This is a genomic window from Shewanella sp. Pdp11, assembly GCF_002838165.1.
In the GTDB taxonomy this organism is placed as follows: domain Bacteria; phylum Pseudomonadota; class Gammaproteobacteria; order Enterobacterales; family Shewanellaceae; genus Shewanella; species Shewanella hafniensis.
The window spans coordinates 2,374,720-2,401,036 of the sequence record NZ_CP015194.1; the positions used below are offsets into that span (position 1 = coordinate 2,374,720).

At 47.5% G+C, this 26,317-nt stretch carries 25 protein-coding genes; 16 read left to right on the plus strand and 9 right to left on the minus strand.

Annotated elements, in window-relative coordinates; all coding sequences use genetic code 11:
• Positions 1 to 201: 201 nt before the first annotated feature.
• On the minus strand, positions 202 to 1,530 hold the full coding sequence (locus tag AYJ58_RS10485; RefSeq protein ID WP_106650074.1) for a DUF4785 domain-containing protein: 1,329 nt from the start codon (positions 1,528 to 1,530) through the stop codon (positions 202 to 204).
• A gap of 11 nt (positions 1,531 to 1,541) precedes the next feature.
• Complete coding sequence (locus AYJ58_RS10490) at positions 1,542 to 2,399, minus strand: hypothetical protein (protein ID WP_106650075.1); 858 nt, start codon at positions 2,397 to 2,399, stop codon at positions 1,542 to 1,544.
• A 704-nt stretch (positions 2,400 to 3,103) separates the two neighbouring features.
• Here AYJ58_RS10490 and AYJ58_RS10495 point away from each other — a divergent pair.
• From AYJ58_RS10495 to AYJ58_RS10530, 8 genes are all read left to right on the plus strand, one after another.
• Positions 3,104 to 3,451 (plus strand): hypothetical protein, encoded by a 348-nt coding sequence (locus tag AYJ58_RS10495; RefSeq protein WP_106651802.1) that lies wholly within the window; start codon positions 3,104 to 3,106, stop codon positions 3,449 to 3,451.
• Positions 3,452 to 3,575: 124 nt separating this feature from the next.
• Positions 3,576 to 4,277: a TetR/AcrR family transcriptional regulator gene (locus tag AYJ58_RS10500; RefSeq protein WP_106650076.1), complete on the plus strand. Its 702-nt coding sequence runs from the start codon at positions 3,576 to 3,578 to the stop codon at positions 4,275 to 4,277.
• 71 nt (positions 4,278 to 4,348) lie between these two features.
• Positions 4,349 to 5,287, plus strand: coding sequence for an HlyD family secretion protein (locus AYJ58_RS10505; RefSeq protein ID WP_443019238.1), 939 nt, complete (start codon positions 4,349 to 4,351; stop codon positions 5,285 to 5,287).
• Positions 5,284 to 6,240: an ABC transporter ATP-binding protein gene (locus AYJ58_RS10510; RefSeq protein ID WP_106650078.1), complete on the plus strand. Its 957-nt coding sequence runs from the start codon at positions 5,284 to 5,286 to the stop codon at positions 6,238 to 6,240. The genes AYJ58_RS10505 and AYJ58_RS10510 overlap by 4 nt, the downstream gene beginning before the upstream one ends.
• Complete coding sequence (locus AYJ58_RS10515; protein ID WP_106650079.1) at positions 6,230 to 7,366, plus strand: ABC transporter permease; 1,137 nt, start codon at positions 6,230 to 6,232, stop codon at positions 7,364 to 7,366. The genes AYJ58_RS10510 and AYJ58_RS10515 overlap by 11 nt, the downstream gene beginning before the upstream one ends.
• Before the next feature lie 169 nt (positions 7,367 to 7,535).
• The gene (locus AYJ58_RS10520) at positions 7,536 to 8,822 is read left to right on the plus strand and encodes an acetyl-CoA hydrolase/transferase family protein (RefSeq protein WP_106650080.1); all 1,287 of its coding nucleotides are present in this window, start codon (positions 7,536 to 7,538) and stop codon (positions 8,820 to 8,822) included.
• Positions 8,823 to 9,038: 216 nt separating this feature from the next.
• The gene (locus AYJ58_RS10525; RefSeq protein WP_106650081.1) at positions 9,039 to 9,869 is read left to right on the plus strand and encodes an SseB family protein; all 831 of its coding nucleotides are present in this window, start codon (positions 9,039 to 9,041) and stop codon (positions 9,867 to 9,869) included.
• Between the two features lie 111 nt (positions 9,870 to 9,980).
• A complete protein-coding gene (locus AYJ58_RS10530) occupies positions 9,981 to 10,448 on the plus strand; it encodes a GNAT family N-acetyltransferase (protein WP_106650082.1) in 468 nt (155 codons plus the stop codon).
• A gap of 316 nt (positions 10,449 to 10,764) precedes the next feature.
• Here the strand turns inward: AYJ58_RS10530 and AYJ58_RS10535 are convergent, their stop codons facing one another.
• Both AYJ58_RS10535 and AYJ58_RS10540 read right to left on the minus strand, forming a co-directional pair.
• Positions 10,765 to 11,313, minus strand: coding sequence for a DUF1415 domain-containing protein (locus AYJ58_RS10535; protein WP_106650083.1), 549 nt, complete (start codon positions 11,311 to 11,313; stop codon positions 10,765 to 10,767).
• A 27-nt stretch (positions 11,314 to 11,340) separates the two neighbouring features.
• Positions 11,341 to 11,934, minus strand: a complete 594-nt coding sequence (locus AYJ58_RS10540; protein WP_012088771.1) for a LysE family translocator — start codon at positions 11,932 to 11,934, stop codon at positions 11,341 to 11,343.
• A 302-nt stretch (positions 11,935 to 12,236) separates the two neighbouring features.
• Here AYJ58_RS10540 and AYJ58_RS10545 point away from each other — a divergent pair, with 302 nt between their 5' ends.
• The gene (locus AYJ58_RS10545) at positions 12,237 to 12,839 is read left to right on the plus strand and encodes a DUF4136 domain-containing protein (protein ID WP_106650084.1); all 603 of its coding nucleotides are present in this window, start codon (positions 12,237 to 12,239) and stop codon (positions 12,837 to 12,839) included.
• A gap of 170 nt (positions 12,840 to 13,009) precedes the next feature.
• Positions 13,010 to 13,408, plus strand: coding sequence for a VOC family protein (locus AYJ58_RS10550; RefSeq protein WP_106650085.1), 399 nt, complete (start codon positions 13,010 to 13,012; stop codon positions 13,406 to 13,408).
• 112 nt (positions 13,409 to 13,520) lie between these two features.
• On the opposite strand, the gene AYJ58_RS10555 is transcribed toward AYJ58_RS10550, so the two are convergent.
• Together AYJ58_RS10555 and AYJ58_RS10560 are read right to left on the minus strand one after the other, a co-directional pair.
• Positions 13,521 to 14,090, minus strand: coding sequence for a hypothetical protein (locus tag AYJ58_RS10555; RefSeq protein WP_106651803.1), 570 nt, complete (start codon positions 14,088 to 14,090; stop codon positions 13,521 to 13,523).
• Positions 14,091 to 14,318: 228 nt separating this feature from the next.
• Positions 14,319 to 15,140: a DUF2797 domain-containing protein gene (locus AYJ58_RS10560; protein WP_106650086.1), complete on the minus strand. Its 822-nt coding sequence runs from the start codon at positions 15,138 to 15,140 to the stop codon at positions 14,319 to 14,321.
• 257 nt (positions 15,141 to 15,397) lie between these two features.
• Between AYJ58_RS10560 and AYJ58_RS10565 the strand changes: the two genes are divergently transcribed.
• Together AYJ58_RS10565 and AYJ58_RS10570 are read left to right on the plus strand one after the other, a co-directional pair.
• Positions 15,398 to 16,558, plus strand: a complete 1,161-nt coding sequence (locus tag AYJ58_RS10565) for an alpha/beta hydrolase-fold protein (RefSeq protein ID WP_106650087.1) — start codon at positions 15,398 to 15,400, stop codon at positions 16,556 to 16,558.
• Between the two features lie 100 nt (positions 16,559 to 16,658).
• Positions 16,659 to 17,546, plus strand: a complete 888-nt coding sequence (locus AYJ58_RS10570) for a DMT family transporter (RefSeq protein WP_106650088.1) — start codon at positions 16,659 to 16,661, stop codon at positions 17,544 to 17,546.
• Positions 17,547 to 17,697: 151 nt separating this feature from the next.
• On the opposite strand, the gene AYJ58_RS10575 is transcribed toward AYJ58_RS10570, so the two are convergent.
• Positions 17,698 to 18,198: a glycine cleavage system protein R gene (locus tag AYJ58_RS10575; RefSeq protein ID WP_106650089.1), complete on the minus strand. Its 501-nt coding sequence runs from the start codon at positions 18,196 to 18,198 to the stop codon at positions 17,698 to 17,700.
• A 200-nt stretch (positions 18,199 to 18,398) separates the two neighbouring features.
• On the opposite strand from AYJ58_RS10575, the gene AYJ58_RS10580 reads away from it, so the two are divergent.
• The 4 genes from AYJ58_RS10580 (at position 18,399) to phoU (ending at position 24,019) form a co-directional block, all read left to right on the plus strand.
• A complete protein-coding gene (locus AYJ58_RS10580) occupies positions 18,399 to 20,657 on the plus strand; it encodes an ABC transporter permease subunit (protein ID WP_106650090.1) in 2,259 nt (752 codons plus the stop codon).
• Positions 20,658 to 20,716: 59 nt separating this feature from the next.
• Entirely contained in the window at positions 20,717 to 22,375 is a 1,659-nt protein-coding gene (gene pstA / locus AYJ58_RS10585; RefSeq protein ID WP_106650091.1) for a phosphate ABC transporter permease PstA, read from the plus strand.
• A 33-nt stretch (positions 22,376 to 22,408) separates the two neighbouring features.
• Positions 22,409 to 23,227: a phosphate ABC transporter ATP-binding protein PstB gene (gene pstB / locus AYJ58_RS10590; RefSeq protein WP_106650092.1), complete on the plus strand. Its 819-nt coding sequence runs from the start codon at positions 22,409 to 22,411 to the stop codon at positions 23,225 to 23,227.
• Positions 23,228 to 23,308: 81 nt separating this feature from the next.
• The gene (phoU, locus tag AYJ58_RS10595; protein ID WP_106650093.1) at positions 23,309 to 24,019 is read left to right on the plus strand and encodes a phosphate signaling complex protein PhoU; all 711 of its coding nucleotides are present in this window, start codon (positions 23,309 to 23,311) and stop codon (positions 24,017 to 24,019) included.
• A 646-nt stretch (positions 24,020 to 24,665) separates the two neighbouring features.
• On the opposite strand, the gene AYJ58_RS10600 is transcribed toward phoU, so the two are convergent.
• Positions 24,666 to 25,394 carry a hypothetical protein gene (locus tag AYJ58_RS10600; RefSeq protein WP_106650094.1) on the minus strand — a complete coding sequence of 243 codons (729 nt, stop codon included), beginning with the start codon at positions 25,392 to 25,394 and terminating at the stop codon, positions 24,666 to 24,668.
• Between the two features lie 46 nt (positions 25,395 to 25,440).
• Positions 25,441 to 26,250, minus strand: coding sequence for a hypothetical protein (locus tag AYJ58_RS10605; RefSeq protein ID WP_106650095.1), 810 nt, complete (start codon positions 26,248 to 26,250; stop codon positions 25,441 to 25,443).
• Between the last annotated feature and the right edge of the window lie 67 nt (positions 26,251 to 26,317).

Consider the following 26,317-nt stretch of genomic DNA (forward strand, 5'->3'; position numbering starts at 1 on the left):
TGATGATTGTTATTTAAAAGGAATAACCCTTGATAATCAATGTAAATTTTATCAGGGTGATGTGTGGTGAATAGTCTTTAGCTTGTCATTTTTCTGTCAACAGTTTGTGCTTTACGCTAGATGTTAAATAAGGTGATGGCTTTTAGGTGTAGATTGCAAAAGATCAATAATAAAAAAGTGCCCGTGATTGGGCACTTTGGATTAGCGCGTTAAGGTTAGTGCCTTGGCTTGATAGCTTAATCTGGCCATTTGACCTTGATCTTGCAGTTCTAACTCATTGAGTTCGAATGGCGGCTGTAAACCCGAGGCTTGGATGAGCTTAGGATCTAACATCAGCTTTAACTTTGGCGACTCTGGGGTCAGCCAATTAGCCGCTTGGGTACGTAGAATCGCCACCTTTTGACCTTCGGCATTGGTGCCGGTTAACGTGCCACTTAAGCCAAAACGTCCCGCCTCGGCGACCGATAACTCAAAGTTGATTTGGTTAGGCAGTCCTTTATCCCAAACCGTGAGCACTTCGGGCTTGATGCTCGCCGAATTGACATAGGACTTAAAGACAGATTTGACCGTGCGCTGCACTGGGCGGCCATCGACTTGGGTTTGCACTGTGATTTCAATTTCACTGAAACCTGCATTGCTGCTCGAAAGTGCCACGCCTGTGGGGATCACCGCTTGCCATGCCTCACCTTGTTTTACCATCAAGAGTGGTCGCATATCGCCATCGGCTTGTTTGAGTGTTGCCTGCGGCACGAAGGTGTTATCACTTTGGCTGAGTGCGAGTTCAAGCCCAAGGGTTTGCGCATCAGCCGCGATGGCTATGGGGGCTTTGACGCTCAGTTGATAGGGTGAGCCTTTTTCCTTCACATTGACTAAGTAGCTGGCGCTCGGTGTTAACGGCTGGCTGACCTGCAGGCGATATTCGCCCGGTGTGGCCTTCGCCGACATTTGCAATGCACTGGAATCATCGGTTAACCCTGCGCTAGCCAAAGCATCGGCGTTGACCATTGATTTAACCAGTGACTCATTGGTGTTTATCCCGCTGCTGTTGGCTGCTTTGCCTTGGGGTGACTGATTAGGGGTAACGCGTTGAATTTGTACGCGCTCAGGGGCGATGACCTCGGCGTGCATCAAAGTACCAGAGCTGGTATCGCCCCGAGGTGCAATGCGCACTAAGCTCGACGCTTGGCTCATGGTGAGGCCCACGCCCGCATTAAGCTGTGCGCCTGTTACATTGACCCAATACTCGTCACTTTGGCTGGCTTGCTCAAGCTGCGGCGCACTTGCCTGATACTCGCCGTACAGCGGGGTGATAAAGCTAATGTAATCCGTACTGGTGTTGATGGGCGTGAGTGTTGGGCTGGCAATATTGCTATCGACTAAATCGGTATCGCTCGGCGCGGCTAGGGTTAACCCTTTGGCGTACATTGGGCTGGCATTGGTTTTGGGATCTATGGGTGTGGCTTCATCTTGGCAGGCTGCAAGCAGTCCGCTTAGCGCCAAGACACTGGCAAGTTTGCTGAGTGTGTGCATCTTAGTGCTCCTTAAATGTGGTTGCGGATCAGCGTGTCTAAATTGAAACACGTACGACGGCTCTGCTGATGGCTTAAGGGCTCTTGGCCACGGGTCTTTTGTTTATCAGTAAACCAGACTGTGCCAGCCGCCTTTTGTGAGCTGCAATTTAAGAAGCCGTCGGAGCAGCTATCGAGCCAGTTTTGGGTGGTTTCGAGCGCGACTTGGTATTGATAACCCGCGCAGTAACTGTCGCTGTCCCAAATAGCGGAATCAACATCTGAGCCCACCACGACTTCGAAGGGTTTACCCAGCGATGGGCGACCCGCTGTGCCATTAAGCCAAGCGTTGTTGTAGTTTGCCATCCAACCGACTTGCTGTTGTTTCACCGCGTTGCTGCCATAGCCTAAGAGCCAGCCTAAGCTGGTTTCGAACACATTACCTTGGTTCACCGCGTCGGCCAGCGGCGTACCAGCACTGGAAGGCGCGATGGCGATAACCTTTGAGGTGGCGTTGATCACTGCAGGATAACGGCTGTCCCACGTTGGGTTAGATAAAATCCACCGCACTACGTTGCCACCATTGGAGTGGGTCAGCAGAATTAAGTCGTCGATATTTTTGGCTTGGATAAAGCTATTGAGCTGGGTCGCCAGACAACCTGCGGCGCTTTCTTCCCACATATATTGGTCAAAGTCGCAGTTGATCACTGTGTAATTGTTTGGCACTGGGATGCCTTGGCGCACTGAGTTAACAAATTCGGGCGTCCAGTAATCGGCTAAGGCATTGGTCTGGTGACCCGTACCATGGATAAAGGCGACTCCGGTTGCAGCGAGTGTCGCTGGGCTGACAGCTAACAGACCCAAGAGCATGAGGGCTTTTTTGATCTTCATGGGTATATCTCGTGTTGTTGGTCTTGTTGATAGTGACCGCGCAGTCCGTTGTGACTGTTTAGGGCAAATCGGTTAATGCTGAGGATTTGCCGTAATTTAGCGTTAAATCGGCTGACATGGCTCGGGTTATATGCGCCATAGACGCGGGTTACTCACTTTGGGTAGAACATGATTTAAGGCCTGAATACGACGGGATAGGGTGAATGCGCTAGTTTAGGTTGGCAGCCAATGTGATTGCCGTAACTTAGCCATTATCAACAGGACTTAACTCAAGCTTCTTAACCTAGACGTAACATTTTTAGCTGGCAAGTAAAAAATCACCATATAATTGAATAGCATGGCAGTATTTTAAAGCATGCGTTTTAATATCAATATCGAGGGTGATAAGGTGATGATAAGCAATGACTAATAAATGGTGCTGCGTTTTATGGTGTTTGAAATCATGGCTCGATTACGCAAAAGAATTTTCTGTGACATTGGCTTTGCGTTTGAATTAATCGGTTTATCGTTCTGTATATAAAGGTTTTTTGGATAAATTCGCTAAACTTAGCCACTCGCTTTGTGAGATCGACATCAGCTTAGTGCATTTACAGCGTAAACCGATTAGGCTGAGCTGAGTTAACGTAGTATCAATGTGATAAATACAAATTGGGTAGTTTTTACAGGGATAAGGGAGAATAAGTTTGGCGATAGAACATAATGAGATGGTGAGCTGCTTAAGTGGATTACAATGCCGCACTAACTTCAGCATAAAAAACATTACCGAATACATGCTCCCAGATACTAAAGAGGCCTTCTATTTACACCTCGACGGTAAATCACCGAACTTGATTATTCGGCCCGCATTTGAGGTTTTTTCTGGCGAACTCGCCACCATTGCAGGCGTGCATGCCAAATATGATTATTTCCATAATGGGGAGATGACCCGTTTTCCTAAGCGTTTGCATAAGAGTCTGACCGAAACCCACTATGGCCTTGCCTTTAGCTTTGACACAGTCGAAGCCGTGCAGCAATTTGTTAGCCGTTTAGGTGCCATAGTCAAAGGTGGATAAATTTTAGTCTTGGTATTTTAGAGTTAAATTCCTCAATACCCATGAAAATGAGGAATTTAACTGCTGCCTTTTTACGCGGCGTTTCAGTATATTCATCAGTAGATGAATTTTGCTGGAGCCTGCCATGTCGCTTATTCCCGGTCGTCCTAGGGGCGTTGTTCCATTTACTGCCCAAGCTGAATCGCCGCCCATTCTCGGTCGTCCAAAGGGGAACTCAGACGCGCGCCAACGCTTAATTACCGCTGCTTTAAGTCTCTTTAGTCATCGCAGTTATCCTACTGTGTCTACCCGTGAAATCGCCCGCGAAGCCGAGGTCGATGCCGCGCTTATCCGTTACTATTTTGGTTCGAAAGCGGGTTTGTTCGAACAAATGGTGCGGGAAACCCTTGAGCCCGTATTCACCCGCTTACGCGAAATATCTGCGGCTGAAGCGCCGAATAATGTCGGCGAAATTATGCAGACCTACTATCGCGTTATGGCGCCCAACCCTGGCTTGCCACGGCTGATTATACGGGTGTTGCAGGAAGGCGATGGCTCGGAACCCTATCGGATTATTTTGTCTGTGTTTGAGCAAGTGTTAACTTTGTCGCGGCAATGGCTCGAATCCACGTTAGTTAATTCGGGATTATTAAAAGAGGGCGTCGACCCCGATTTAGCACGGCTAAGTTTTGTAAGTCTTATGGTATTTCCGCTTATTGCCCCGCCCGTATTGATGCGTCAGTTCGGCTTTTTTAGTGCCGATACCGACGGTTTACAGCGTTTGGCCTTGCACAATATGCAGGTTTTTACGCAGGGACTTTTACGTGATCCAAGGAGCCAGTCATGAGCCCAACGAAGGGGTTGACCTTGTTAAATGGCAGTCAGTTAAGCAACAACATTGCATTAGCCAAGCGAATCATGACAGGTGTCGTTTTAGGCTGTTTGCTGCTGCAATTAGCGGCTTGCAGCGAAGCGCCGCCGAGCGTCCTTGGCACAGTCGAGCGTGACAGGCTGACGCTTACCGCGCCCGTGGGTGAGTTGATTACTCGGGTGAATGTGGTTGAAGGTCAGCAGGTTAAGGCGGGCGAAGTGCTACTCACACTCGATTCGACCTCGGCCAATGCGCGCCTTGCCCTGCGTCAAGCCGAGCTTGAACAAGCCAAGGCTAAGCTGTCTGAGGCGGTGACTGGTGCGCGTTTAGAGGATATAGAACGCGCTAAGGCCGTGCTCGATGGGGCGAATGCCAGCGTGAAAGAAGCGCAGCGTGCGTTTGAGCGTACCAACCGTTTGTATGCCACTAAAGTGCTGAGCCAAGCGGATTTAGATACCGCCCGTGCGGCGCGGGATACCAGTTTAGCCAAGCAAGCCGAGGCGGAGCAAAGCCTGCGTCTATTAGAAAATGGCACCCGTAGTGAGCAGCTAGAACAAGCTAAAGCCGCGGTGGCCGCCGCCAGCGCCAGTGTCGCTATTGAACAAAAAGCCTTAGCCGACTTGAGCTTAGTGGCGGCGCGTGACTCCGTTGTCGATACGCTACCTTGGCGAGTGGGCGATCGTATTGCGGCGGGCACTCAGTTGATTGGTTTGTTGGCGAGCGAGCATCCCTATGTGCGGGTTTATCTGCCCGCGACTTGGTTAGATAGAGTGAAGGCGGGTGATAAGGTCAATATCCGAGTGGATGGCCGCGAAATGCCGATTGCTGGCACTGTGCGTAATATCCGCAGTCAGCCCGCTTATACGCCGTTTTATGCGCTGAATGAGCGTGACCGAGCACGGTTGATGTATCTGACAGATATTACGATTTCTGCCGAGGGGCAGGATTTACCGACGGGCATGGCATTAGCCGTGGAGCTGCCATGAGCCACACCGACTTTGCTATCGAGACCCAAGGCATGACCCGCGCCTTTGGTGGCGTGAATGCGGTGGCAGACCTCGATCTCGCCATTCCCAAGGGCACTATTTATGGATTTCTTGGCCCCAATGGCTGCGGAAAGTCCACTTCAATTCGCATGTTGACTGGGTTGCTCAGTCCAACATCGGGGAATATTCGTGTTTTGGGTGAAACCTTACCCGGCGCCGAGGAAAAACTGCGTCGCCGCATAGGCTATATGACGCAAAAATTCTCCCTGTACGACAATCTTTCGGTGCGGGAAAACTTAGAGTTTGTCGCGCAAATTTATGGCCTTAACCGCCGAGCATCAAAGCTGCGAATAGCCGAGTTAGTCACGCTATACGATTTAGTCGGCCGCGAGAAACAAATGGCGGGCTCCATGAGTGGCGGCCAGAAACAGCGTTTGGCCTTAGCGGCAGCGACCTTACATCACCCCGAATTATTGTTTCTCGATGAGCCGACATCGGCGGTCGATCCCGAGAATCGGCGCGAGTTTTGGGAGCGCTTATTTGATCTCTGCGCCCAAGGCACCACGATTCTTGTGTCGACTCACTATATGGATGAGGCCGAGCGTTGCCACGGTCTGGCGATTTTAGAGCGGGGGATAAAACGCGCCGACGGTTCACCCCAGCAGCTGATGGCGGCGATGGGCGCTCGGGTGGTTGAAATTTCAGGGGATGATTTACGTAATTTAAAGCAATCATTGATCAGCGAGTCTGCGGTATTGTCGGCGGCGCAAATAGGCAGTCGTTTGCGGGTGTTAGTGCGCAGCGATATTGAAGATCCGCTTGCTTGGCTTAAACCAAGGGTTGCCAGCCGGACGATGGAAGAAGTGCGCGCTAGCTTAGAAGATGTGTTTGTCACTTGTACTGGCGAGCGCTTGGCTGGGGTTTCCAAGGGAGAGACTGACCATGTGGCGTAGGATTTTTGCGATTGTGGTCAAAGAGCTGCGGCAGTTGTCGCGGGATCGCATGACCTTTGGCATGATAGTCATTATCCCGTTAGTGCAACTGATGTTGTTTGGTTATGCGATCAATACTGATGCTCGCCATCTGCCTGCTGGGTTAGTTAATTTGAGTGATTCTGCCTACAGTCGCGCACTGGTTAAGGCGGTGGAAGCAACGCAGGTAGTAGATTTTAAACAGCGTTATTTAAGTGCCGCGGAGGCTGAGGCGGCGATCACTCGCGGCGAAGTTAAAGCTGTGCTGTATTTGCCCGCCGATCTTGATGAGCGTTTAGTGCGTCACCCTAGTTTTGTGGGTCAGCAATATTTAGCGCAGTCCTATATCGCACAACCCGCTGGCCAATGGCTGGTGGATGGTTCAGATACGGTTGTCGCTTCAACTATTCTTAGCCTTAGGCAAATGCCACTGGATGAAGTCGCAGGAAGAGCACTAAAAACGGCGATACCGAGTTTTGAAGTGGTGCAATATTTCAACCCAGAACAACGTTCTGTGGTCAACATAGTGCCCGGTCTGTTGGGGGTGATTTTGACTATGACCATGGTGATGTTTACTTCCGCCGCCATAGTGCGTGAGCGCGAGCAGGGCAATATGGAGTTTTTGATCACTACGCCTGTGCGGCCACTGGAGTTGATGCTGGGTAAAATCGTGCCCTATGTGATGGTTGGCTTTGTGCAAGTGACCATTATCCTGAGCGCAGGGCATCTGTTGTTTGATGTGCCCATTCGCGGCGGGCTTGATTCTATCGCCCTTGCCGCTATGTTGTTTATTTGCGCCAGTTTAACTTTAGGATTAGTGATTTCGACCATAGCGAAAACCCAGTTGCAATCGATGCAAATGACGGTATTTATCCTGCTGCCATCGATTCTCTTGTCGGGGTTTATGTTCCCCTACGAAGCCATGCCCATCGCGGCGCAGTGGATTGCCGAAGCCTTACCGGCAACTCACTTTATGCGCATGTCACGGGCCATAGTGCTACGCGATGCCCAAGTGATGGATCTGCAATTTGATGCCCTGTGGATGATAGGTTTTACTTGTATTGGGTTATTGATCGCCAGTATGAGATTTTCGAAGCGCTTGGATTAACCCTGTACTGAGTTTCATCATCAAGGGCAAAGTGTCGAGTTTTGATATAGCGCAAATTATCAGTAAACATTCGCGCTAAGCCATTGAAATCGATGTTGCTTAATTAGGATATCCCTTACACTGCCGCTAGGGCGATTGCCGCCATCATGCTTAGCGAAGGGAATTCATTATGCCTCCAATCATTTGTCATAGCGCGCTCGATGCGGTTGCTTTAATTCAAAGCGGCGAGACGCTGTGGACTCATTCCATGGGCGCCACTCCGCGCATTTTATTAGATGCGTTGGCGCAGCATGCACTCACCAAAGAAAATCTCACCCTGTTACAGTTACATACTGAAGGCGCCGAATCCTTAAGTCATCCCAGTTTACAGGGGCATTTACGCCATCGATGTTTTTTCGGTGGGCTGCCAACGCGGGCATTACTGCAAAGTGGTGACGCGGATTATGTGCCGATTTTCCTGTCTGAAGTGCCTAAGTTATTTCGTTCCGGCGAGCAAAAAATTGATACCGCAATTATCCAAGTGTCGCCACCCGATAAGCATGGCATGTGTTCCTTAGGCATTTCGGTTGAAGCCACGCTCGCAGCCTGCCAAGTGGCGGGCAAGATCATCGCCCATATTAATCCACAAATGCCACGTACCCACGGCGATGGGTTTATCCATATCGACCGTTTTGCCGCTGTGTATGAAGAAAGTGCGGCCTTGCCGATCCATTCTTTTGGTACGGGCGATGCCGTGAGTCTGGCGATCGGTAAAAATGTTGCCCAATTGGTGCGTAATGGCGATTGCCTGCAAATGGGTATAGGTGCGATCCCCGATGCCGTGCTGTCTTGCTTAACCGAACATAAAGACTTAGGCGTCCACACTGAGCTATTTTCTGACGGTATATTGCAACTGGTTGAAAAGGGTGTGATTAACAACAGCAAGAAGCGTTTTTATCCGGGAAAACTCGTCACAGGTTTCGCCCTGGGTAGCCAGAAATTATACGACTATGTTGATGATAATCCTGCGGTCATCTTTATGGACATAGAGCAAGTTAACGATACGGCCATTATCCGTAAAAATCCCAATGTGATGGCGATTAACTCGGCGCTGCAGGTCGACCTTTCAGGCCAAGTGTGTGCCGATTCCATTGGCACTAAAATCTATTCTGGTGTCGGGGGCCAGATGGATTTCATCCGCGGAGCAGGGTTATCTGAAGGTGGTCGTTCTGTGATTGCGCTGCCCAGCACTGCCGCGGGGGGAACGCTTTCTCGCATTGCAAGCGTGTTATCACCTGGCGCAGGGGTTGTCACCACTCGGGCCCATGTGTATTACATTGTGACCGAATACGGCGCTGCTAATCTACGCGGCCGCAGCCTGCGCGAACGGGCACAAGCGTTGATCGCCATCGCTCACCCAGATTTTAGGGAACAATTAAGTCGTGATGCCTTTGATGTGTGGGGATTAAGACTGTAGTTTTTAGGTTGATCCCTCGTTCTGAACTGTCGCTCAGTCTTCATTTATGGCAAGCATAAACATAAAGAGAGGTAGGCCGGGCGTACTAGATCCCCCGCGCCCAATGTTTTAATATGCCCGCACGATATTATCTGTTCAGTGTTAATTGAATTGCTTAAAGTATTTTAACGCTATGATAAGAAAGGACTGAACTGCTAAATAAAAGGATGTTTGTCAATGCTATACCACTTAGAAGCGACCAATCCACTCGAACAATGTTTTGAAAAGGCATTAAGCAATAATGCGTATGCTGAGGCGTTTTATCAGCAATTGAGCCAAGCAAAACTCTTTATCTTGAGTGAGGGTAGCGAGGATGCGCCGCAGGCGGGTGATGGCGCTATCGCTATCAGCATCAAGCAATGGTATATCCCCTTAGAAGATGGCAGCGATCATCCTTTTACCCCTATTTTTACCTCCCAAATCGCGGTTGATAAAGCCATTGAGCTGATGAAAAGCGAAGGCACTGATTACCATGGCGTGATGGAACTCGAAGCGGCCACGATTTTTCAGCTGCTATTGCAGTCGGGCAACGATATGGCGCTGAATCCCAACAGTAATATGTCGAAAACCTTAGATGAAGATGAGATCCGCTACATGCTATTACCGGATTTTTCTTTGGTTGAACAAAGGGGCGCACTGGTTATTCTGGGCAAAGTCTTCAGTGATGAACTGCCCATTTTTGCGGAGTTAAAGGAAATACTCTCAAACTATCAGCGTGTCCAGAAAGCCTATCTTATCGAATCCAACTCGTTGAATTTTAGTAGGAGTTGCACAGATCATGCGCTCTGTTTGATGGTGCAGTTTGTCGCTGACAATGCCGATGATTTAAGCCGAGTAAGGGCGGATGTGGATAGAATGCAGCGTAAAATGGATCCCAATAGTTGGGAGGTGAAAGTGCATCAAATACGCGCAGATGTTCAAGAACCCCTCGGACAGTTTTGTGTTGAAAAAGCCAAACCTTTTTACAGTCAGTCGTTGTTTGCCAAAATGAAGCGCTGGTTTGGCTAATCACAAATAACAAGCTGATTTATTTTTTGCAGCAAAGCTGCTTCGTCCCACAAGCATTTTAACCAAAGTAAGTAAAACGCTTAAGTGAGCGTGATACATGTACGGAGATATATGGAAATTTCATTACTTGCCGATAATCCTTCAGCTATAGAAACTGTCGCTAGATGGTATTTCAACGAATGGTGCCGAGATAGTGGTAGTTATACCGAGGATGAAGTAGTTAAAAAAGTTTCAGCATCTATAAATCGAGATACCGCTCCAATTCTGATCATCGGGAAAGTGAATGGCGTTCTTGCTGGATCAGCAGAACTAAAAATTCGAGAAATGGACATATATCCAGAATTTGAATTTTGGCTTGGTGGTGTTTACGTCACTAAGCAGGCTAGGGGACAAGGCGTCGCCTCAAAACTAGTAAAAGAGATCATATCGCTAGCGCATAAAATAGGCGTTAAAAACCTGTACCTTCAAACAGAGGATTTAACCGGAGGTTTGTATTTGCAACACGGCTTTGAGCCTATAGAACAGGTCAATTATAAAGGTATAAATGTACTGGTTATGAGCGCAAACATCGGTGCATAAGCAGTTTTGAAAGACGAAAATCAAGTCATTTAAATTAAAACCTAGTGTTTGCACTTCCATTAGATCGAAATAAGTTGTCGATGTTGGAGCGTGTTATGCCGCAAGAAAAAGACAGGTCAGGCATAGTATTTTCCTTATTGGAACTGTGCAAGTAAGGGGCAAAGTGCTGTCTGCTTAGATGGCTATTTCTGTTTTGGTATCGTTTACGGCGTGTCACTGGAGTGACAGTGCTTAATTTTTGGATACCAAGGTTAAGTGATTGCTCTATAACTTCCTATATTTACCATCTCTCTCAGTTATTTCTGAGGCGCTCAAGCTATTTCCCCATGCACTCTGCTAACAGTTTGACGAAAAAGTCGCTGCCTTTGCGTTCGCAAAAGGCAATATTACGTTCTGGGATGGTTTCGGGATCGTTGTAGTTAGCAAGGGCTAACTCCATGCTGGCTTCGCGGATGATGTGCAGGGTTGGATAGGGCGCGCGGTTGGTGAAGTTGGCTGCCCCGTCCTGTGGCTCACCATCGAAACAATAGTCTGGGTGGAAGGTGGCGAGTTGATATGTGCCTTCGTACTCGTGTTCGATAAGCGTATCGGTTGCCATGTCGACGAGGTCGAGATAGGCATAAAAACCCTCAAAACCTCGGGGGAGAATAAACAGCGTGGTTTCGGCTTCGGGGTGGGCGTCGAGGTATTGGCACTCTTCAATCAATGCCTTGAGCACGAGTTTGACTTTGGTTTGTTCCACCACTAGATACCGAATACTGCCGCGCTCGACTTCTTGTCTGGCGAAGGGGCAAATATTGTATTTCATGATCACTTTTTTGACCCAGTTGTCGGTTTGTTCAATGATCATGTCGATTTCGTTCATGGTGGTCGTGGCTCGTGCTGACAAAAATTAGGGGGCGATCATAGGGATGATAGACGCCACAAGCAAGACTGCCATAGTGATATTGAAGATCTTCTGTTGGCGCTCATTTTTTAAAATGCGCTTAAGGGCCACGCCAAAACCGAGCCACACAATGGCGCAGGGGAAGGCGACACATAAAAATACCGTTGCGATAGTAATCACTTGCGGAGTTAAATCTTGCTGTACTGACGTGAATGTTGCAATTGCGCCCACCGCCATGATCCAGCCCTTAGGATTCACCCATTGAAACGCTGCGGCTTGAATAAAACTAAAGGGTTTGGCAATGGCTTTGCCTTCCATCTTGCTACTGCTGTTGGCGATTAGCCAAGACAGATACAAAAGGTAACCTATGCCGACGACTTTAATCACTTGATGGATGATAGGATAGCTTTGGAAGAGCGCGCTTAAGCCTAAGCCAATTGCGAGGATCATGGTTGGGAAGCCAAGGCTTATTCCCAGCAGATGCGGAATACTGCGTTTCACGCCAAAGTTAACCCCTGAGGTCATCAGCATTATATTGTTCGGCCCTGGGGTGATCCCCGATGAGAAGGCGAATAGCGCGATAGCGAGTATTAACTCCATGGATAGATCTCACACCTTTTGTTGTCGTTTTTGGCATTATGATAGGGAAATCTACCTCGAATTTACGTGCCGAAGTATGACTATCACTGACGTTAAGCGAAGCATTCTAGCGGGTAAACGGAACCGCGCCTATACGCAGGGTGGGCTTTATAAGTAACAAATCATAACGAATTGGACCGGGGTGATTGTCTTACCGTAGTCCTTGTCGATAAGCACGATTTAACACCATGATGCATATAGACTTTCAGTCTGAGAAATAGCAACTATCCTTAAGCTGTAAAAATCGCAATAAGGGAAAGAACATGTATTTACCACAAAAAATTGGGCGTTTATTGACGTTTTTAACCATCAGTTTGGCCGTGTTGACGGCCTGTGTGAGTGTGGAGGATTCGCAGGTGTTGCGAACCACAGTCGTGACTTCGGGGGATTTGAGCCAATTACCGCCGAGCGCCATGACCTACAGTTGGCACCCCACTTTACAGAAAATCTTTGTTGATCCTAGGCTCGATAAACAGCAAGTCCAGCAACATATGCAGGATACCCTTAAAAAGGTGCTACTGACGAAAGGGTATCGCTGGGTAGAAGATACGCAACTCGCTGACTTCCAAGTAGGTTTTGGGGTTGCCATGGGTACACAAATGTCTGACGAGCAGATATTGGCCGCTGCAGGCTTAGTGCCGGGTCTGTCAAACCAAGGTGTGGATCCTAAAAAATACGATAAGGGTTCAGTACTCATTAGCCTTTTTAAGCCGACAGCGATCGTGGGGCAATCTTCTGAAATGGTATGGCGAGTCCTTGCCCAAGGCTTTGCTAACATTAAAGATATGGATGAAGTAAAAACCCGCTTCGATGGTTTAATCGATGAAATGTTGTCAGCGCTGCCCGTCACCCATGCGGTGCAATAAGCGGTGCAATAATGCCGTCAACTAGGCGCAATCATAAGGCGAGTGAGATACTCGCTTTATTCTTTTAGTGATCATAGTTTAGGCTGTAACAAGCATAAACAGGACGATTTACCGTCCTGTTTATAGGACTTAGTCTGACGTCCGGTTAGCACTTATAAAGGGAGATTATTATGGCGCAAAGTATCTTTGTTAATTTGGCAGTCGAGAGCGTTCAGGATTCACGCGCTTTCTACTCAGGTCTTGGTTTTGGCATCAATGAGCAATACAGCAATGAGCAGGCTGCCTGCGTCGTCATTGCGGACAATATTTATGTGATGCTGCTGGCTAAGCCTTTTTTCTCTGGTTTTACCGATAAGGTGATTGCGGATGCTCATATCACGACAGAAGTGCTCAATTGCCTAGACTGCGACAGTCGAGAGCGTGTCGATCACTTGGTTAAGCTTGCCGAGCAGCATGGCGGCAAAGCCTATCGTCAAGCGCAAGATCAAGGATTTATGTATGGCCATGCGTTTGAAGATCCCGATGGGCATATCTGGGAACTTGTTCATATGGCAGCGCAAGTGGGTTAGTGCATCCTCTTGCACATTCCTCTAAACCAAGCTTGTTTAATAATAGCGCGCGTTGCGTGAGACCTAAGCTGTACACAAGGCAGCGCGCCTATGTTTAATTAACCAGCCTATCTTAAGCTGGCTTATTCCCTCGGTTGGAAATATGAGTCTCAAGAAATTCCTTTATAAAATCAAAATCATCCACATTTATTTCCCTAGGCGTGAACGACACTTGGCCGGAAATGTGGGCAAAGTTGATCGTGAAGCTACGTATGCCTCTGCGTTTTGAGTATTTTGTACTGGTAATCTCATCCAAAGGGACAAACTGCTGCTTCATCTCAAAAAGATGAAATTCGGCATCGTAAACATGAAAAACGAGGCCTTCTTGATAGATATCAATGTAATAGCCATCTGGCCCCGCTTCGGCTAATTTCCTTTGTTCATTTTTAGCGGCTTTGCCTAGTCTTATCGATTCAGAAATGATCATGAAGACGAAGAAAAATGCCACCACAACGGCTAAAACGACAACAATAGTAAATCCTATATCCCATGGTTCTGTCGAAAGCGATGCCGTCAGTTCCTTCCAAGGACCGCTTGCTATTATCAGCGGGATTATCAAGAGCAAAAATATTCCAGATTGCTTACTACGTAATTTTTGTTGGAATGCACAGCGACGGATAAAATGTTGAGGTCCTTGTTTCATCAAAAATATTCCATATAAAGATGTTTTTACTTTGTGGAAGCCAAGCGCCATTTTCATCCATACGGAGGCAAGGCTCGAGTTCCTCGGGGTAATAACGAGACGGCGGCAATCAATTAACCTATGCTCTGGCACAGTTTCAATGCTTCAGCATGAGCATGCCGAGGTTTCGCTATCAGTGTGTTGATAACCATGACAGATAGCAACACACTGAATTGTATAAAAATGAATTTATATTAGCTCTACGCTCACTTCATAGGCGGTGAATTTACGAATGTTAATCACGCCCGTATCGAAGATCAGATACTGACCTTTAATCCCCTGTAAAATCCCGCTTACCACCCCATTTTTATCGAAGTTGTGGGAAGTGATCTTCTTCGGAAAGGTGTCGATGGGATAGTGAATCGACTGAATCGTTTCATCTAAACGCTCGATACTGTAATCGCCTTTTTGCATGCCGATTTCGTGCAACTTGGCCTCAATTTGCGGGATCAGTTCTGCAGCTTTAGCCTTTAAATCGATATCGTCGGCGTGGCCCTTGAGCATCGCTTGCCAATGGGTTTTATCGTTCACCAGTTTGGCCAATTCTACTTCGACTAAGCCTGAGAGTTGCCTTGTTGACACTTTAAAAATCGGCAAACCTTGGGTGGCACCTTGGTCAATCCAGCGGGTAGGCAGTTGCGTGTGGCGGGTAATGCCGACTTTAACGCCCGAAGTATTCGCCAAATACACATAATGCGGCACAAAACAGTGGCTCTGGGCCCACTCGGGTTCGCGGCAAGTGCCTTGGTCGTAATGGCAAGTTTCCGGCTTCATGATGCACATATCGCAACTCGCCAGCTTTTGCATACAGACAAAACAGTGGCCCTGCGAGTAACTCTTCTTACTCTTTTTACCGCAGTTGCAGCAGAAGATATTGCCAGTGTGGGTCAAGGTTAATTGCTTGCCTATCAATGGATTGAGCGGGAGTAACTCATCACCGACAACGAGTTGATATTGCACTTGTTGCGCGTCATCTAACTGTACGCGCATCTTTTTTAGCGTTCCTAACATGGTAATCCTAATGTGTTGCGTTCTGGTGCAGCTTAGTCGCTCATCATGCGGTCTAGTGCACGCTTTCGTTATATCTTCATTGCGTGGCCGTCAGTATACAAGATTATCCAAGCCAGTTTAGATAGGATTTTTCGATAAGTGAGTCTTTATAAACTGTACTCAACTCCATCATCTCAATCAGACTTTTTGAGGGTAATGATTTGAGTCTTATGATGAAAACCAGTAAGTTACCTAGCATTACAAATGGAGGTGTACTTATGCGGTTGGTTTTAGTGCTGATGTTTTTCTTTTCAACGGCTGTCTTCGCACAGACGGATAAGACGGTAATTCATTCAGAAATCTTGAATGATGACATCAACTTACAAATCCATTTGCCAGATACCTATGCGCATTCCAACGATTTTAACTATCCGGTATTAATCGTATTAGATGGCTCGACCCAATTTGAGCATGTGGCGGCGAATGTCGGTTTTTTAAGTACTTATGCCATCATTCCGGAAATGATCACCGTTGGCGTGAGTTCGAATCAACGGATGAAGTATTTCACGCCGACTCAAATCGCTAAATTTAAAGACAGCTCCGGTGATGCTGAACGGTTCAGGCAATTTTTAGAGCAAGAGCTACTCAGCGAATTAGGCAAAAAATACCGCACCTCGGATTATCAAATACTTACGGGCCATTCCTTAGCTGGGCTGTTTACGAGTTATGTGGCCTTGACGCCTAATAGCCAATTTGATGCGGTGATTTCAATCAGTCCCAGTTTATGGTGGGACAGTGATTGGCTAGTGCTTAAGTCGGCCGAGTTATTACACGCTAAGCGTGCAAAACCACTGCGCTGGTTTTTGAGTATGGCAAGTGAACCCAATGAAATGGCGAGCGCGTTTGCGGCGCAAATTAAGCAGTTGCAAGACAGCTTAGGCCCAAACCCATCGGGCACGGGTAACGCATCAAAGCAACTGCATTGGTTTTACAAACACTTCCCCGATGAAACCCACGACAGTACGCCGCTTGTTGGCAATATTGAGGCGTTAAAGACCCTTTTTGCCGGTTGGAATGCTGTGCCTGAAATTGCCGTTATGCCACTCAAGGACATAAAACACTTCTATCGACAAAAGAGCGCTGAGTTTGGCTATGAATTTCCACTCTTTGCTCAGCAATATAATGTTTATGGACTCAAAGCCACTTATGAACAAAAAACGGCTTGGGGCGTTGAAATTCTTGAAGAAGGGACGCGCATGTTCCCCAATTCAGAGGTGCTTTGGGACAGTTTAGCGACCGCCTATGATCTGGATGGGCAGCTTGAGCAGGCGATTAAAGCCTCCGATAAAGCCGTGTTACTGGCAAAACAAACGGATTCCGTGTTTTTAAATGAGATCCTCAGTCAAGCTAAACACTTGCAGTCGCAAGCGAAAAAGTAACCGCTCCAAGAGAGGGGTTGACTACAAAGTTGCAACATGTTTGGACAAGTCTCACGCCGCTAGGTAATCTTGTGATCTTTTTGTTCGTCGAGAATTTATCTTGCCTGCCAACCTGTTATTACTGCTTGCCGCCGCGATTTGGGGCTTTGGATTTGTTGCCCAAACCTTAGGCATGGAACATCTTTCCCCCTTTGCGTTTAATGGTATTCGCTTTTTAATGGGGACGTTTAGTTTAGTGCCTTTGGTGTGGTACTTGCGTCGGCAAAATAAGCTGCATGTGAGTGCGCCAAAGGATTTAGTGCGCGGCAGTTTGCTGGTCGGGGTTTTACTGTTTGCGGGCGCGTCATTTCAGCAGGTCGGTTTGCAATACACCACGGCAGCGAACGCGGGTTTTATCACTGGCCTATATATAGTGTTAGTGCCTGTGCTTGGGTTAGCGCTAAAACATACGACCGGCTTGAATACTTGGCTTGGCTGCGCGATTGCCGCGGTCGGTTTGTATTTTTTAAGCGTTAAAGATGGCATGAGCATAGGTTATGGCGATGCCTTGCAGTTGGTGGGCGCCTTGTTTTGGGCATTGCACATTTTGGCGGTGGATCATTTTGCCAAGCGGATTTCGCCCGTGGTGTTAGCCATGATGCAGTTTTTTGTCTGCGGCGTGCTGAGTTTGATGGTGTCGGCGGTGATTGAAGTCACCACGCTCGATGGCGTGTTGGCAGCTTGGGGTTCACTTTTCTATGCTGGGCTGATTTCGGTAGGGATTGCTTATACCTTGCAAGTGTTGGCGCAGAAAAATGCGCATCCTGCCCATGCGGCGATTATCCTCAGTTTAGAAACCGTATTTGCGGCCATTGGCGGTATTATCTTCCTCGATGAGAGTTTGAGTGTACGGGCATTATTCGGCTGTGGCTTGATGTTGCTGGGGATGTTGATCTCCCAAGTGCCACTGCGTTACTTAGTCAAATCTCGGCATCAAAAAGTGAGTTAAACAAAAACGCCGCTGGCATCTGCTTAGCGGCGTTTGTATTTTTAGCATTTTAAAAACCGTTCTTAAGTGCCATTTAAGTGCTGTTTGAAAGTGCTATGGCAAATGCACGCTCTAAACGTGTTGGCGTGCTAAGTTTCGCTCGTCGTAAAGGTTAACGGCTTAATCTATCGAGCACGAGATCATCACCTAGGGCATAGAGGGATGTTACCAGTTGATCTTCTTGGGCGAGATCTGTGAGTCCAAGGCCGATAGTCGCCCGAAACAGGGCGATACCTGTGTGGCCAGCGGTTTCATATTGGCTACTAAACTGCTCGATATTGATGCCAAGGGCATTGATTTTATTTGAGATATCGAGCACGAGTCCGGGTCTGTCGTAGGCCACTAGGCTGTAGCTTAAACGTTTGATGGGCTTAAGGGCGACCGAGGTTTTGGCGTAGGTGAGGGTGAGGCTATCGATGCACTCCAGCGCCTCAATGAGTTCGTCCATACGCAAGGCAGGCACTTCGAGCAGCAGAATAGCGGCAAAGATACCGTCGATATGGCGCAATTCTGAGTCGAGCCAGTTACCGCCGTGGCGGCTCACTGCATGGGCGATTTGTTCTACTAATCCTTTTCTATCAGGTGCTTGTAGTGTGATTAAATATCGTAGCATAGTGACTGACTCCTATTTTTTGTAAAAGGCACCTGTTTTAAAACGGGGTGTAACACAACTGTCATCTTTGCGTCATATAATCCAACGCACTTAGAATAAAGGATGTTGTTATTGCTCAGTTTACGTTCAAACAGTGTAAGCATAGCACTCGGCAAATCCTAGCGAAAAAACTCGCTGGCTATTAATAATAGAGGTTCTTAATGGAAAGTCAGGTCACTCAACCTGGTTCTGCATCGCACAGTATGCTTAAAGGCGGACGCTCGAATCGCAGGGCATTTAAGGATAAAGCGGCGCAAATCGGCGTCACTATCGGCGGCACTATGGTGTTTGTCGCCTTATTGTTGATCTTCTTTTATCTGTTGTATGTGATCAAACCTATTTTCGATAGTGCTGATGTCACACCTGTGAAGACGGTGAGCTATCAACACGCGGATGTTCCGACATTAATGGTGGGCGCTGAAGAGCAAAATGAGGTGATGTACCGTGTGGCTGTTGATGGCCAAGTGGACTTTTATACCGTTGCCGACGGTAACTTACTTTCTAGCTTTACACCGCCATTACCAGCGGGCGTGACTGTGACCAGTGCCGCCGTTGCCGTGCCGAGCGAACAGCGTTTTGCGCTGGGATTAAGTAATGGTCAGGTGCTCGTGGCTGGCCTAGAGTTTGGTTTGAGTTACCCAAACAACAAGCGTTTAATCACGCCTAAACTGCGTTATCCCGCAGGCGAAACCCCGATCACCATTAATGAAACGGGTGGGGCGATTAATAAACTGACCTTCAGCTATAGTTCAGACAAAATGAGTTTTGCCTATCAAGATGAGAACGGCATTTGGCGTCTGACTCGCCTCGAAGGGCAAGAGAACATGATGACTGAAGAAGTGGAGTGGGTTTCTACTACCTCACAAATTCAAGATGCGCCGAAGAAAGTCTCCCATGAGCTGATGACGCCAGACCAACGTCAATTGATGTTGCAAACCGGCAATAAAATCTTCGTGTATGACATCCGTGATATTGACAGCCTAGATTTGCTGCAGGTGATTGATGTTGAACGGGCTAAAGCCCAAGTGAATAATGTGGCTTTGCTGGCGGGCGCGAGTTCATTACTGGTCAGCTATGACACAGGTATTGTGGCTCAGTACTTCCAAGTTAGTGGTCCAAAAGGGCGTTTATATCAGGAAATTCGCCAGTTTGATGACTTACCGCCTATTGAGTCACTTACCTCTGAATTCTACCGTAAGAGTTTTGCAACTGTGAGCCCAGAGGGCGAGCTGACATTGCTCTACACCACGAGTCATCGTGAACTGTTTGACGAAAAATTCGACCTTAAAAACCCAGGTAAAATGGGCTTTACCCCCCGCTCAAACGGCATAGTCGTTGAAGCGGATAAAAAGCTGCATATCTTCAGTGTGGAAAACTCTCACCCAGAAGTGTCATGGAGCGCTATGTGGGACAAGGTGTGGTACGAAGGTTATCCAGAGCCTAAATACGTGTGGCAATCAACCTCGGGTTCTGACGATTTCGAAGCTAAGCTGAGCTTAATGCCATTGGCCTACGGTACGATGAAAGCGGCATTCTATGCCATGTTGTTTGCCGTGCCTTTAGCCATTGCCGGTGCGATTTACACTGCTTACTTTATGTCGCCTAAGGTGCGCGGTTTCGTTAAACCGACCATCGAAATCATGGAAGCCTTACCGACGGTTATCTTAGGTTTCTTGGCGGGTCTGTGGTTAGCGCCGCTGATCGAAGAACATCTTCCCGGCATCCTGATCTTATTGATCCTCTTGCCAACCTCTATTCTCGCATCGGCCTATGGCTGGAGTCAGTTACCTGCAGCTTGGAAACAACGTTTACCCGAAGTGTACCAAGAGCTGATGTTGATCCCTGTGGTCTGTTTCGTGGGTTGGTTCTCTTTTGCCATCAGCCCTATCATCGAAGTGGCGCTGTTTGATGGTAATACCCGTCAATTTATCACTAATGAACTGGGCATTACCTTCGACCAACGTAACGCGCTGGTAGTCGGTATCGCCATGGGCTTTGCGGTTATTCCAACGATTTTCTCCATCGCTGAAGATGCCATTTTCTCTGTGCCACGTCATTTATCGAACGGCAGTTTAGCCTTAGGTGCGACGCCTTGGCAGACACTGACACGCGTGGTGTTGTTAACCGCAAGTCCAGGTATTTTCTCGGCCATCATGATGGGGCTAGGCCGCGCTGTGGGCGAGACCATGATAGTACTGATGGCCACAGGTAACACTGCGATTATGGAATGGAGCGTGTTTGAAGGGATGCGAACCTTGGCAGCAAACATTGCGGTTGAAATGCCTGAGTCGGCAATTGGTAGTTCGCATTACCGCGTGCTCTTCCTCGCGGCGTTCGTACTATTCATCTTTACATTCTTCTTTAACACCATTGCAGAAGTGGTGAGACAGCGTCTACGTGAACGCTATAGCTCGCTGTAACGGGGATAAGACAATGACACTAAATACAATTTCGCCAGTGACCTTGAGAGGTTTGTGCAATGGGTAAGTGGGTAAAATCAGGCTCGCCATGGATATGGATGACGGGCGGTGCGGTGAGCATCAGTTTGATTGCCGTCTTAGGCTTATTACTGTTAATCGCTTGGCGTGGCTTAAGTTACTTTTGGCCAGCAACGGTTTACCAGTGGGAACTCGAAGATAACACTGGGGTACGTTCGACCTTAATTGGGGAAGTTTACGATAGGGAAGAAGTCCCGACTGAGCGTTTGATTGCTGCGGGCCATGTGTTTAAAGAGCATCCTGGCGAGTTCGTCACCCGTTACTTAGTGAAGACAGGTAACCGCGAATTTGTGGGGCTGGATTTCCGCTGGATATTAAGCACTGACATTCTGAGCCGTTCTACGCCAAGCGATGTCGCCATGATTGAGCGGGCTAAAAACGGTAACTTCTACGGTTATCCAATCGCTGTGATTGAAAACGGCAAGCGTCTGGATTTAGTCAACGATGCGATTGAATCTTCCTTGATGGAGCATATCGAACGCGCTGTGGCCTTATCGGACAAAGCGGTGGATTTGCAGAAGCAAGACATTGGCTCGATCAACTACGCGATTGAAAAGCTGCGTTTGCAGGAGCGTCGTTACGAGTTAGAGGGTGAACTCACTGATAGCAACAAAGCTGAGTTAGAGGCCAAGCGAGCACAACTGCAGAAAGATTACTTAGTGCTTGAAAAAGCGTTATTTGCCTTACGTGATGAAGCAGCGCGTGACTCGGTCATCGTGCGTGATATGCGCGGTGAAGAAGTCGAGCTTAAGCTGGATAGCGTGCTGGATGTGACCTATGTAAACCACTTAAGCTTCATTGGCAAAATAGGTAAATGGTTCGTCGGTATCGGCCGCTTTGTGAGTGACGACCCGCGTGAAGCCAACACTGAGGGCGGCGTGTTCCCCGCGATTTTTGGTACCGTTTTTATGGTGCTGCTAATGGCCGTTATTGTAACGCCATTTGGTGTGGTCGCGGCTGTGTATCTGCATGAATATGCGAAGAAAGGTCCTATTACTAAGATGATCCGCATTGCGGTGATTAACTTAGCAGGTGTGCCATCAATTGTGTATGGCGTGTTTGGTTTAGGTTTCTTCGTCTACATGATGGGCGGCTCTATCGACCAATTGTTTTACCCTGAAGCGTTACCGTCACCGACCTTTGGTTCACCTGGGGTGATTTGGTCGGCATTAACCTTAGCCATTTTAACCTTGCCTGTGGTTATCGTCTCAACCGAAGAAGGTTTGAGCCGTATTCCGAGCGCGGTGCGTCAGGGTAGTTTGGCACTGGGCGCCACGAAAGCTGAGACACTGTGGCGCATTGTGATCCCAATGGCGAGCCCAGCTATCATGACGGGTTTGATTTTAGCGGTCGCCCGCGCCGCCGGTGAAGTGGCCCCATTGATGTTGGTGGGTGTAGTGAAACTCGCACCCACATTACCACTGGACTTTAACTTCCCGTTTGTGCATTTAGAACGTAAGTTCATGCACTTAGGCTTCCATATTTATGATGTGGGCTTCCAGAGCCCTAACGTTGAAGCGGCACGTCCTCTGGTGTATGCGACCTCCTTCTTGCTGGTGTCTGTGATCGTGGCACTTAACTTGACGGCCATTGGCGTACGTAACCATTTACGTGAAAAATATCGTTCGCTTGAGCACTAATCAGCGATTATCCTGAAAGTATTAGGACTGAATATGATTTCTATAGATTCGACAGCAATGAAAACCAACAACTTTGATTTAGCGAACTTAAGCCAGACTGACACAGCGTTGGAGATCCGTAACTTAGATTTGCGCTATGGCAGTAAACAAGCGCTGTTTAATGTATCGATGAAGATCCCCAAAAAACAAGTGACCGCCTTTATCGGCCCTAGTGGTTGTGGTAAGTCAACATTATTGCGCTGTATTAATCGCATGAACGACTTGGTGGATAACTGCCATATCGACGGTGAAATTTTGCTGCACGGTCAGAATATTTACGACAAGAAAATCGACGTCGCGGCCCTGCGCCGTAACGTGGGCATGGTGTTCCAGCGCCCGAATCCGTTTCCTAAGTCGATTTATGAAAACGTCGTTTATGGTTTGAGATTGCAAGGGTTGAATAACCGTCGTGAACTCGACGAAGCGGCCGAGCGTTCGCTGCGCGGCGCGGCGATTTGGGACGAAGTCAAAGACAGATTGCACGATAATGCCTTTGGTTTATCTGGCGGTCAGCAACAACGTCTGGTAATTGCCCGTGCCATTGCCATCGAGCCTGAAGTGTTGTTACTCGATGAACCCACATCGGCACTCGACCCGATTTCGACATTGACGATTGAAGAGCTGATCACCGAGCTTAAGACGAAATACACTGTGGTTATTGTGACTCACAACATGCAACAGGCGGCGCGGGTGTCAGATCAAACGGCCTTTATGTATATGGGTGAATTGGTCGAATACGCGGATACCAACACGATTTTCACCACGCCGAAAAAACGTAAGACCGAAGATTACATCACAGGACGTTACGGTTAATCAGCTCGGTAGCGTTCGGATAAAGCCGCAACCGCAGGCTTTGAGCATGCTTGGTAAACAGTTAAGTAAAAGGTTGGCTAAATGGAAAACATGAATTTAAGTAAGCACATCTCAGGACAGTTTACCGCTGAACTGGATGATATCCGCAATCGCGTACTCGCTATGGGTGGCTTGGTTGAACGTCAGCTTGAGCAAGCCATTGACGCGCTCAGCGCGCTTGATGCTGAACTTGCGCAGCGGGTTATCGATGGCGATCACAAGGTCAATGGCATGGAAGTGTCTATCGACGAAGAGTGCACCCGCATTATCGCCAAGCGTCAACCTGCGGCCAGCGACTTACGCCTGATTATCGCCATCTCAAAAACCATCGCCGATCTTGAACGTATTGGTGATGCTTGTGTGCGTATCGCAAAAGCAGCATTAGATAAACGATTGAATAATCAGCAACCTTTGTTAGTTAGCATTGAAAATATGGGCCGTCACGCGACCCGCATGTTGCATGCAACCTTAGATGCCTTGGCACGTATGGATGCTGATACTGCCTTAGAGCTGCACAAAGAAGATGCCAAACTTGACCGCGAATACGAAGGGATTATCCGTCAGTTAATGACCTATATGATGGAAGATCCGCGCTCAATCCCAGACGTTTTAGACGTACTGTGGGCAGCGCGTGCGGTTGAGCGTGTTGGCGACCGTTGTAAAAATATCTGTGAATACATCATCTACTATGTTAAAGGCAAAGACGTTCGCCATACTTCCTACGAAGATATGGAAAAGGACATGAAAGGCTAACACACGCATTAATCTGCTGTTGTAATGCCTCAATACAACGCTCCGCAGCCTCTGTGGAGCGTTTTGCTTTTAGGGCTTTTAAATGCGGCTTAATAAATGCCGACTGCTTTTATAGACTGATTTGACAGTACTAATAGCAATGATGAGTCAATTCGATTTGGTAAAAACGCATTGGAAAATTCTGCAGGCTAGTATAGCTGAGTGAACTGTCATTTTAGTTGCTAGGCGTTGGCTGGTATCCACGCATATAGGCTTGCTATGGTACTTACTCACCGACACGCAGCAAGTCCGTCCTTGGATGCTCGACCGCCCCGTCCATGGGGCGGACGGTCGTCTCGCTAATCACCATGGCTCACCTTTCGTGCATTCACATAACCTGTAGATCTAAAAGACATACGCAACACACTTTTGGACAGAAACCATTTAGAGTTGAAACTCTACCGCCTCCGTTTTGCATTACCATTAGTAATGATTATCTTAACAAAGCTAGATTGCATTCACTGAGAGAAGAATGGATAGCAGTTCACTCCCGAAACCAAGAGGCTAACCAGAAAGTTTAAGTTAAGCATTCTAAATGAACCGCCCTGTGCGGAGCCATATGCAGTGTGGTGTAGGAGCTGGAAGTTAAACACCTTCGGCTACCCGATTAGGCAATTCTTTTACACAAATGACCCACTTCTGGACACTTTAAGAGAAATGGATTTAACCCATTGGCTTCCCTAGGAACCCACAAAAGCCTAAACTCCTTTTGACTCGAATAAAGGTCAGGCGGCTTTACAAATCCAATTGGCCCGGGCGGACGCTCCATACCGATGTAGAATCTGTTTTTATAAATCACCTTCCCAGCCGCAGCTTCTCTAATCGAAACTATGCTCTCAAGAACCTCTGATGCGGCAATAAAGAATTGTCTGGGATTGGTTATTTCAACGCAGTACCTGCCAAAAGTTTCGCCCAATTTTTCAGGCGAGTATTCAGTGGTTGTACAGAACACGTAAGCGTCGGGAAGGACTGACCTCCTTGTATTATTGCTTATCGTAATGTTGCTGCACCCTGGTCCTATATGAATCCCACTTCTTCTTGCGACCTCGACCAATTCCGGATCGCAACTGCCCCCCACTGCATGACCTGAATTGTAGGTCTCGTGAGCCTCCTCGGAATCGCCTTGCTCAGGATTCTCGTAAGCTCTGCAAGTTTCTAGGGTACTTAGCCAAACATCACCCCTCGCGAGCGCATCAGCTTGCCACTCCTCCTGAAAGAATCGATATACAGATTGGCTGTGCTCATCAAACAGAACGATCGCTCGAGATGAGATTTCTGACAATCCATGTTCTTTTAGCTCTCGGCGCTCCCGTTTCAGTCTGCTTTTTCTACCCATGTTTAAGCACCCATCGCCTAACGCCGCAAGATTGCTTTGTTATGCATTATATATGTGGACTAATTTCAACAGGGCCAGACCATTGAAAACCGATAATTAGTTGTTGGAATAAATCAGCAACAAGCCCTAACGAGTTTTGGTTAATTTCGAATTCTTGGTAAGTACCATCATCTATTGTATAACCAAGCCGATCTCCGTTTAAGTTGCTAAGTGCTAGAACTCCACCACCTTCTGCTTTAATAAAACCGTTATCGATAGGTTTTAAATCCATTTTTACCTTTTTTCGAACGTCTGCTGGTTTACCATATCCTCGACTCCGATCTTCAGAGTGTTGAGCGCTATTACGTATTTTCGCTAATGACGGAAAAGTATCATTGAACTGCTTTTTTATCTTTATTACATGATCAAGCTCTGTTTCATCTGCTAGAACTGATAAGTACTTAGAGAAGGTGTCTGCTGAAGATAAGTAACTGTGAGCATGAATAAATGCAAAACGATGTTTGTAGCTTCTAGGCACCTCACCAGATTTTAGCTTTTCCTGTCTATAAAGTTTTTCAGTTTCTAAACGGTGATATTCATGTTGATTATAGAAGTCATGCTCTTTTGGTAATTTATTACGGTACTCATCCTCTATACGCATACGTAATTGCCTATCTCGTTCCCATGAATCTTTAAAAGCTTCAGAGCTATGCTCCTCATTAGATGCACGTTGGCAATCTACAAACATGGTAAGTGTAATAGCCATATCTGTAACGGCCGTTTCCATAGATGAAATAAGACTTTTCATTTCGAATGCCTTGTCTCTATCTGGAAGTTCTAGCCAAGTACCTGGATACTCAATATTTACGATGAACATGATTGTTCTCTTGATGCATAAAGCCTATTGAACGGCTCGCCAAATAAAGTCGGCCGCTTAAGTTATT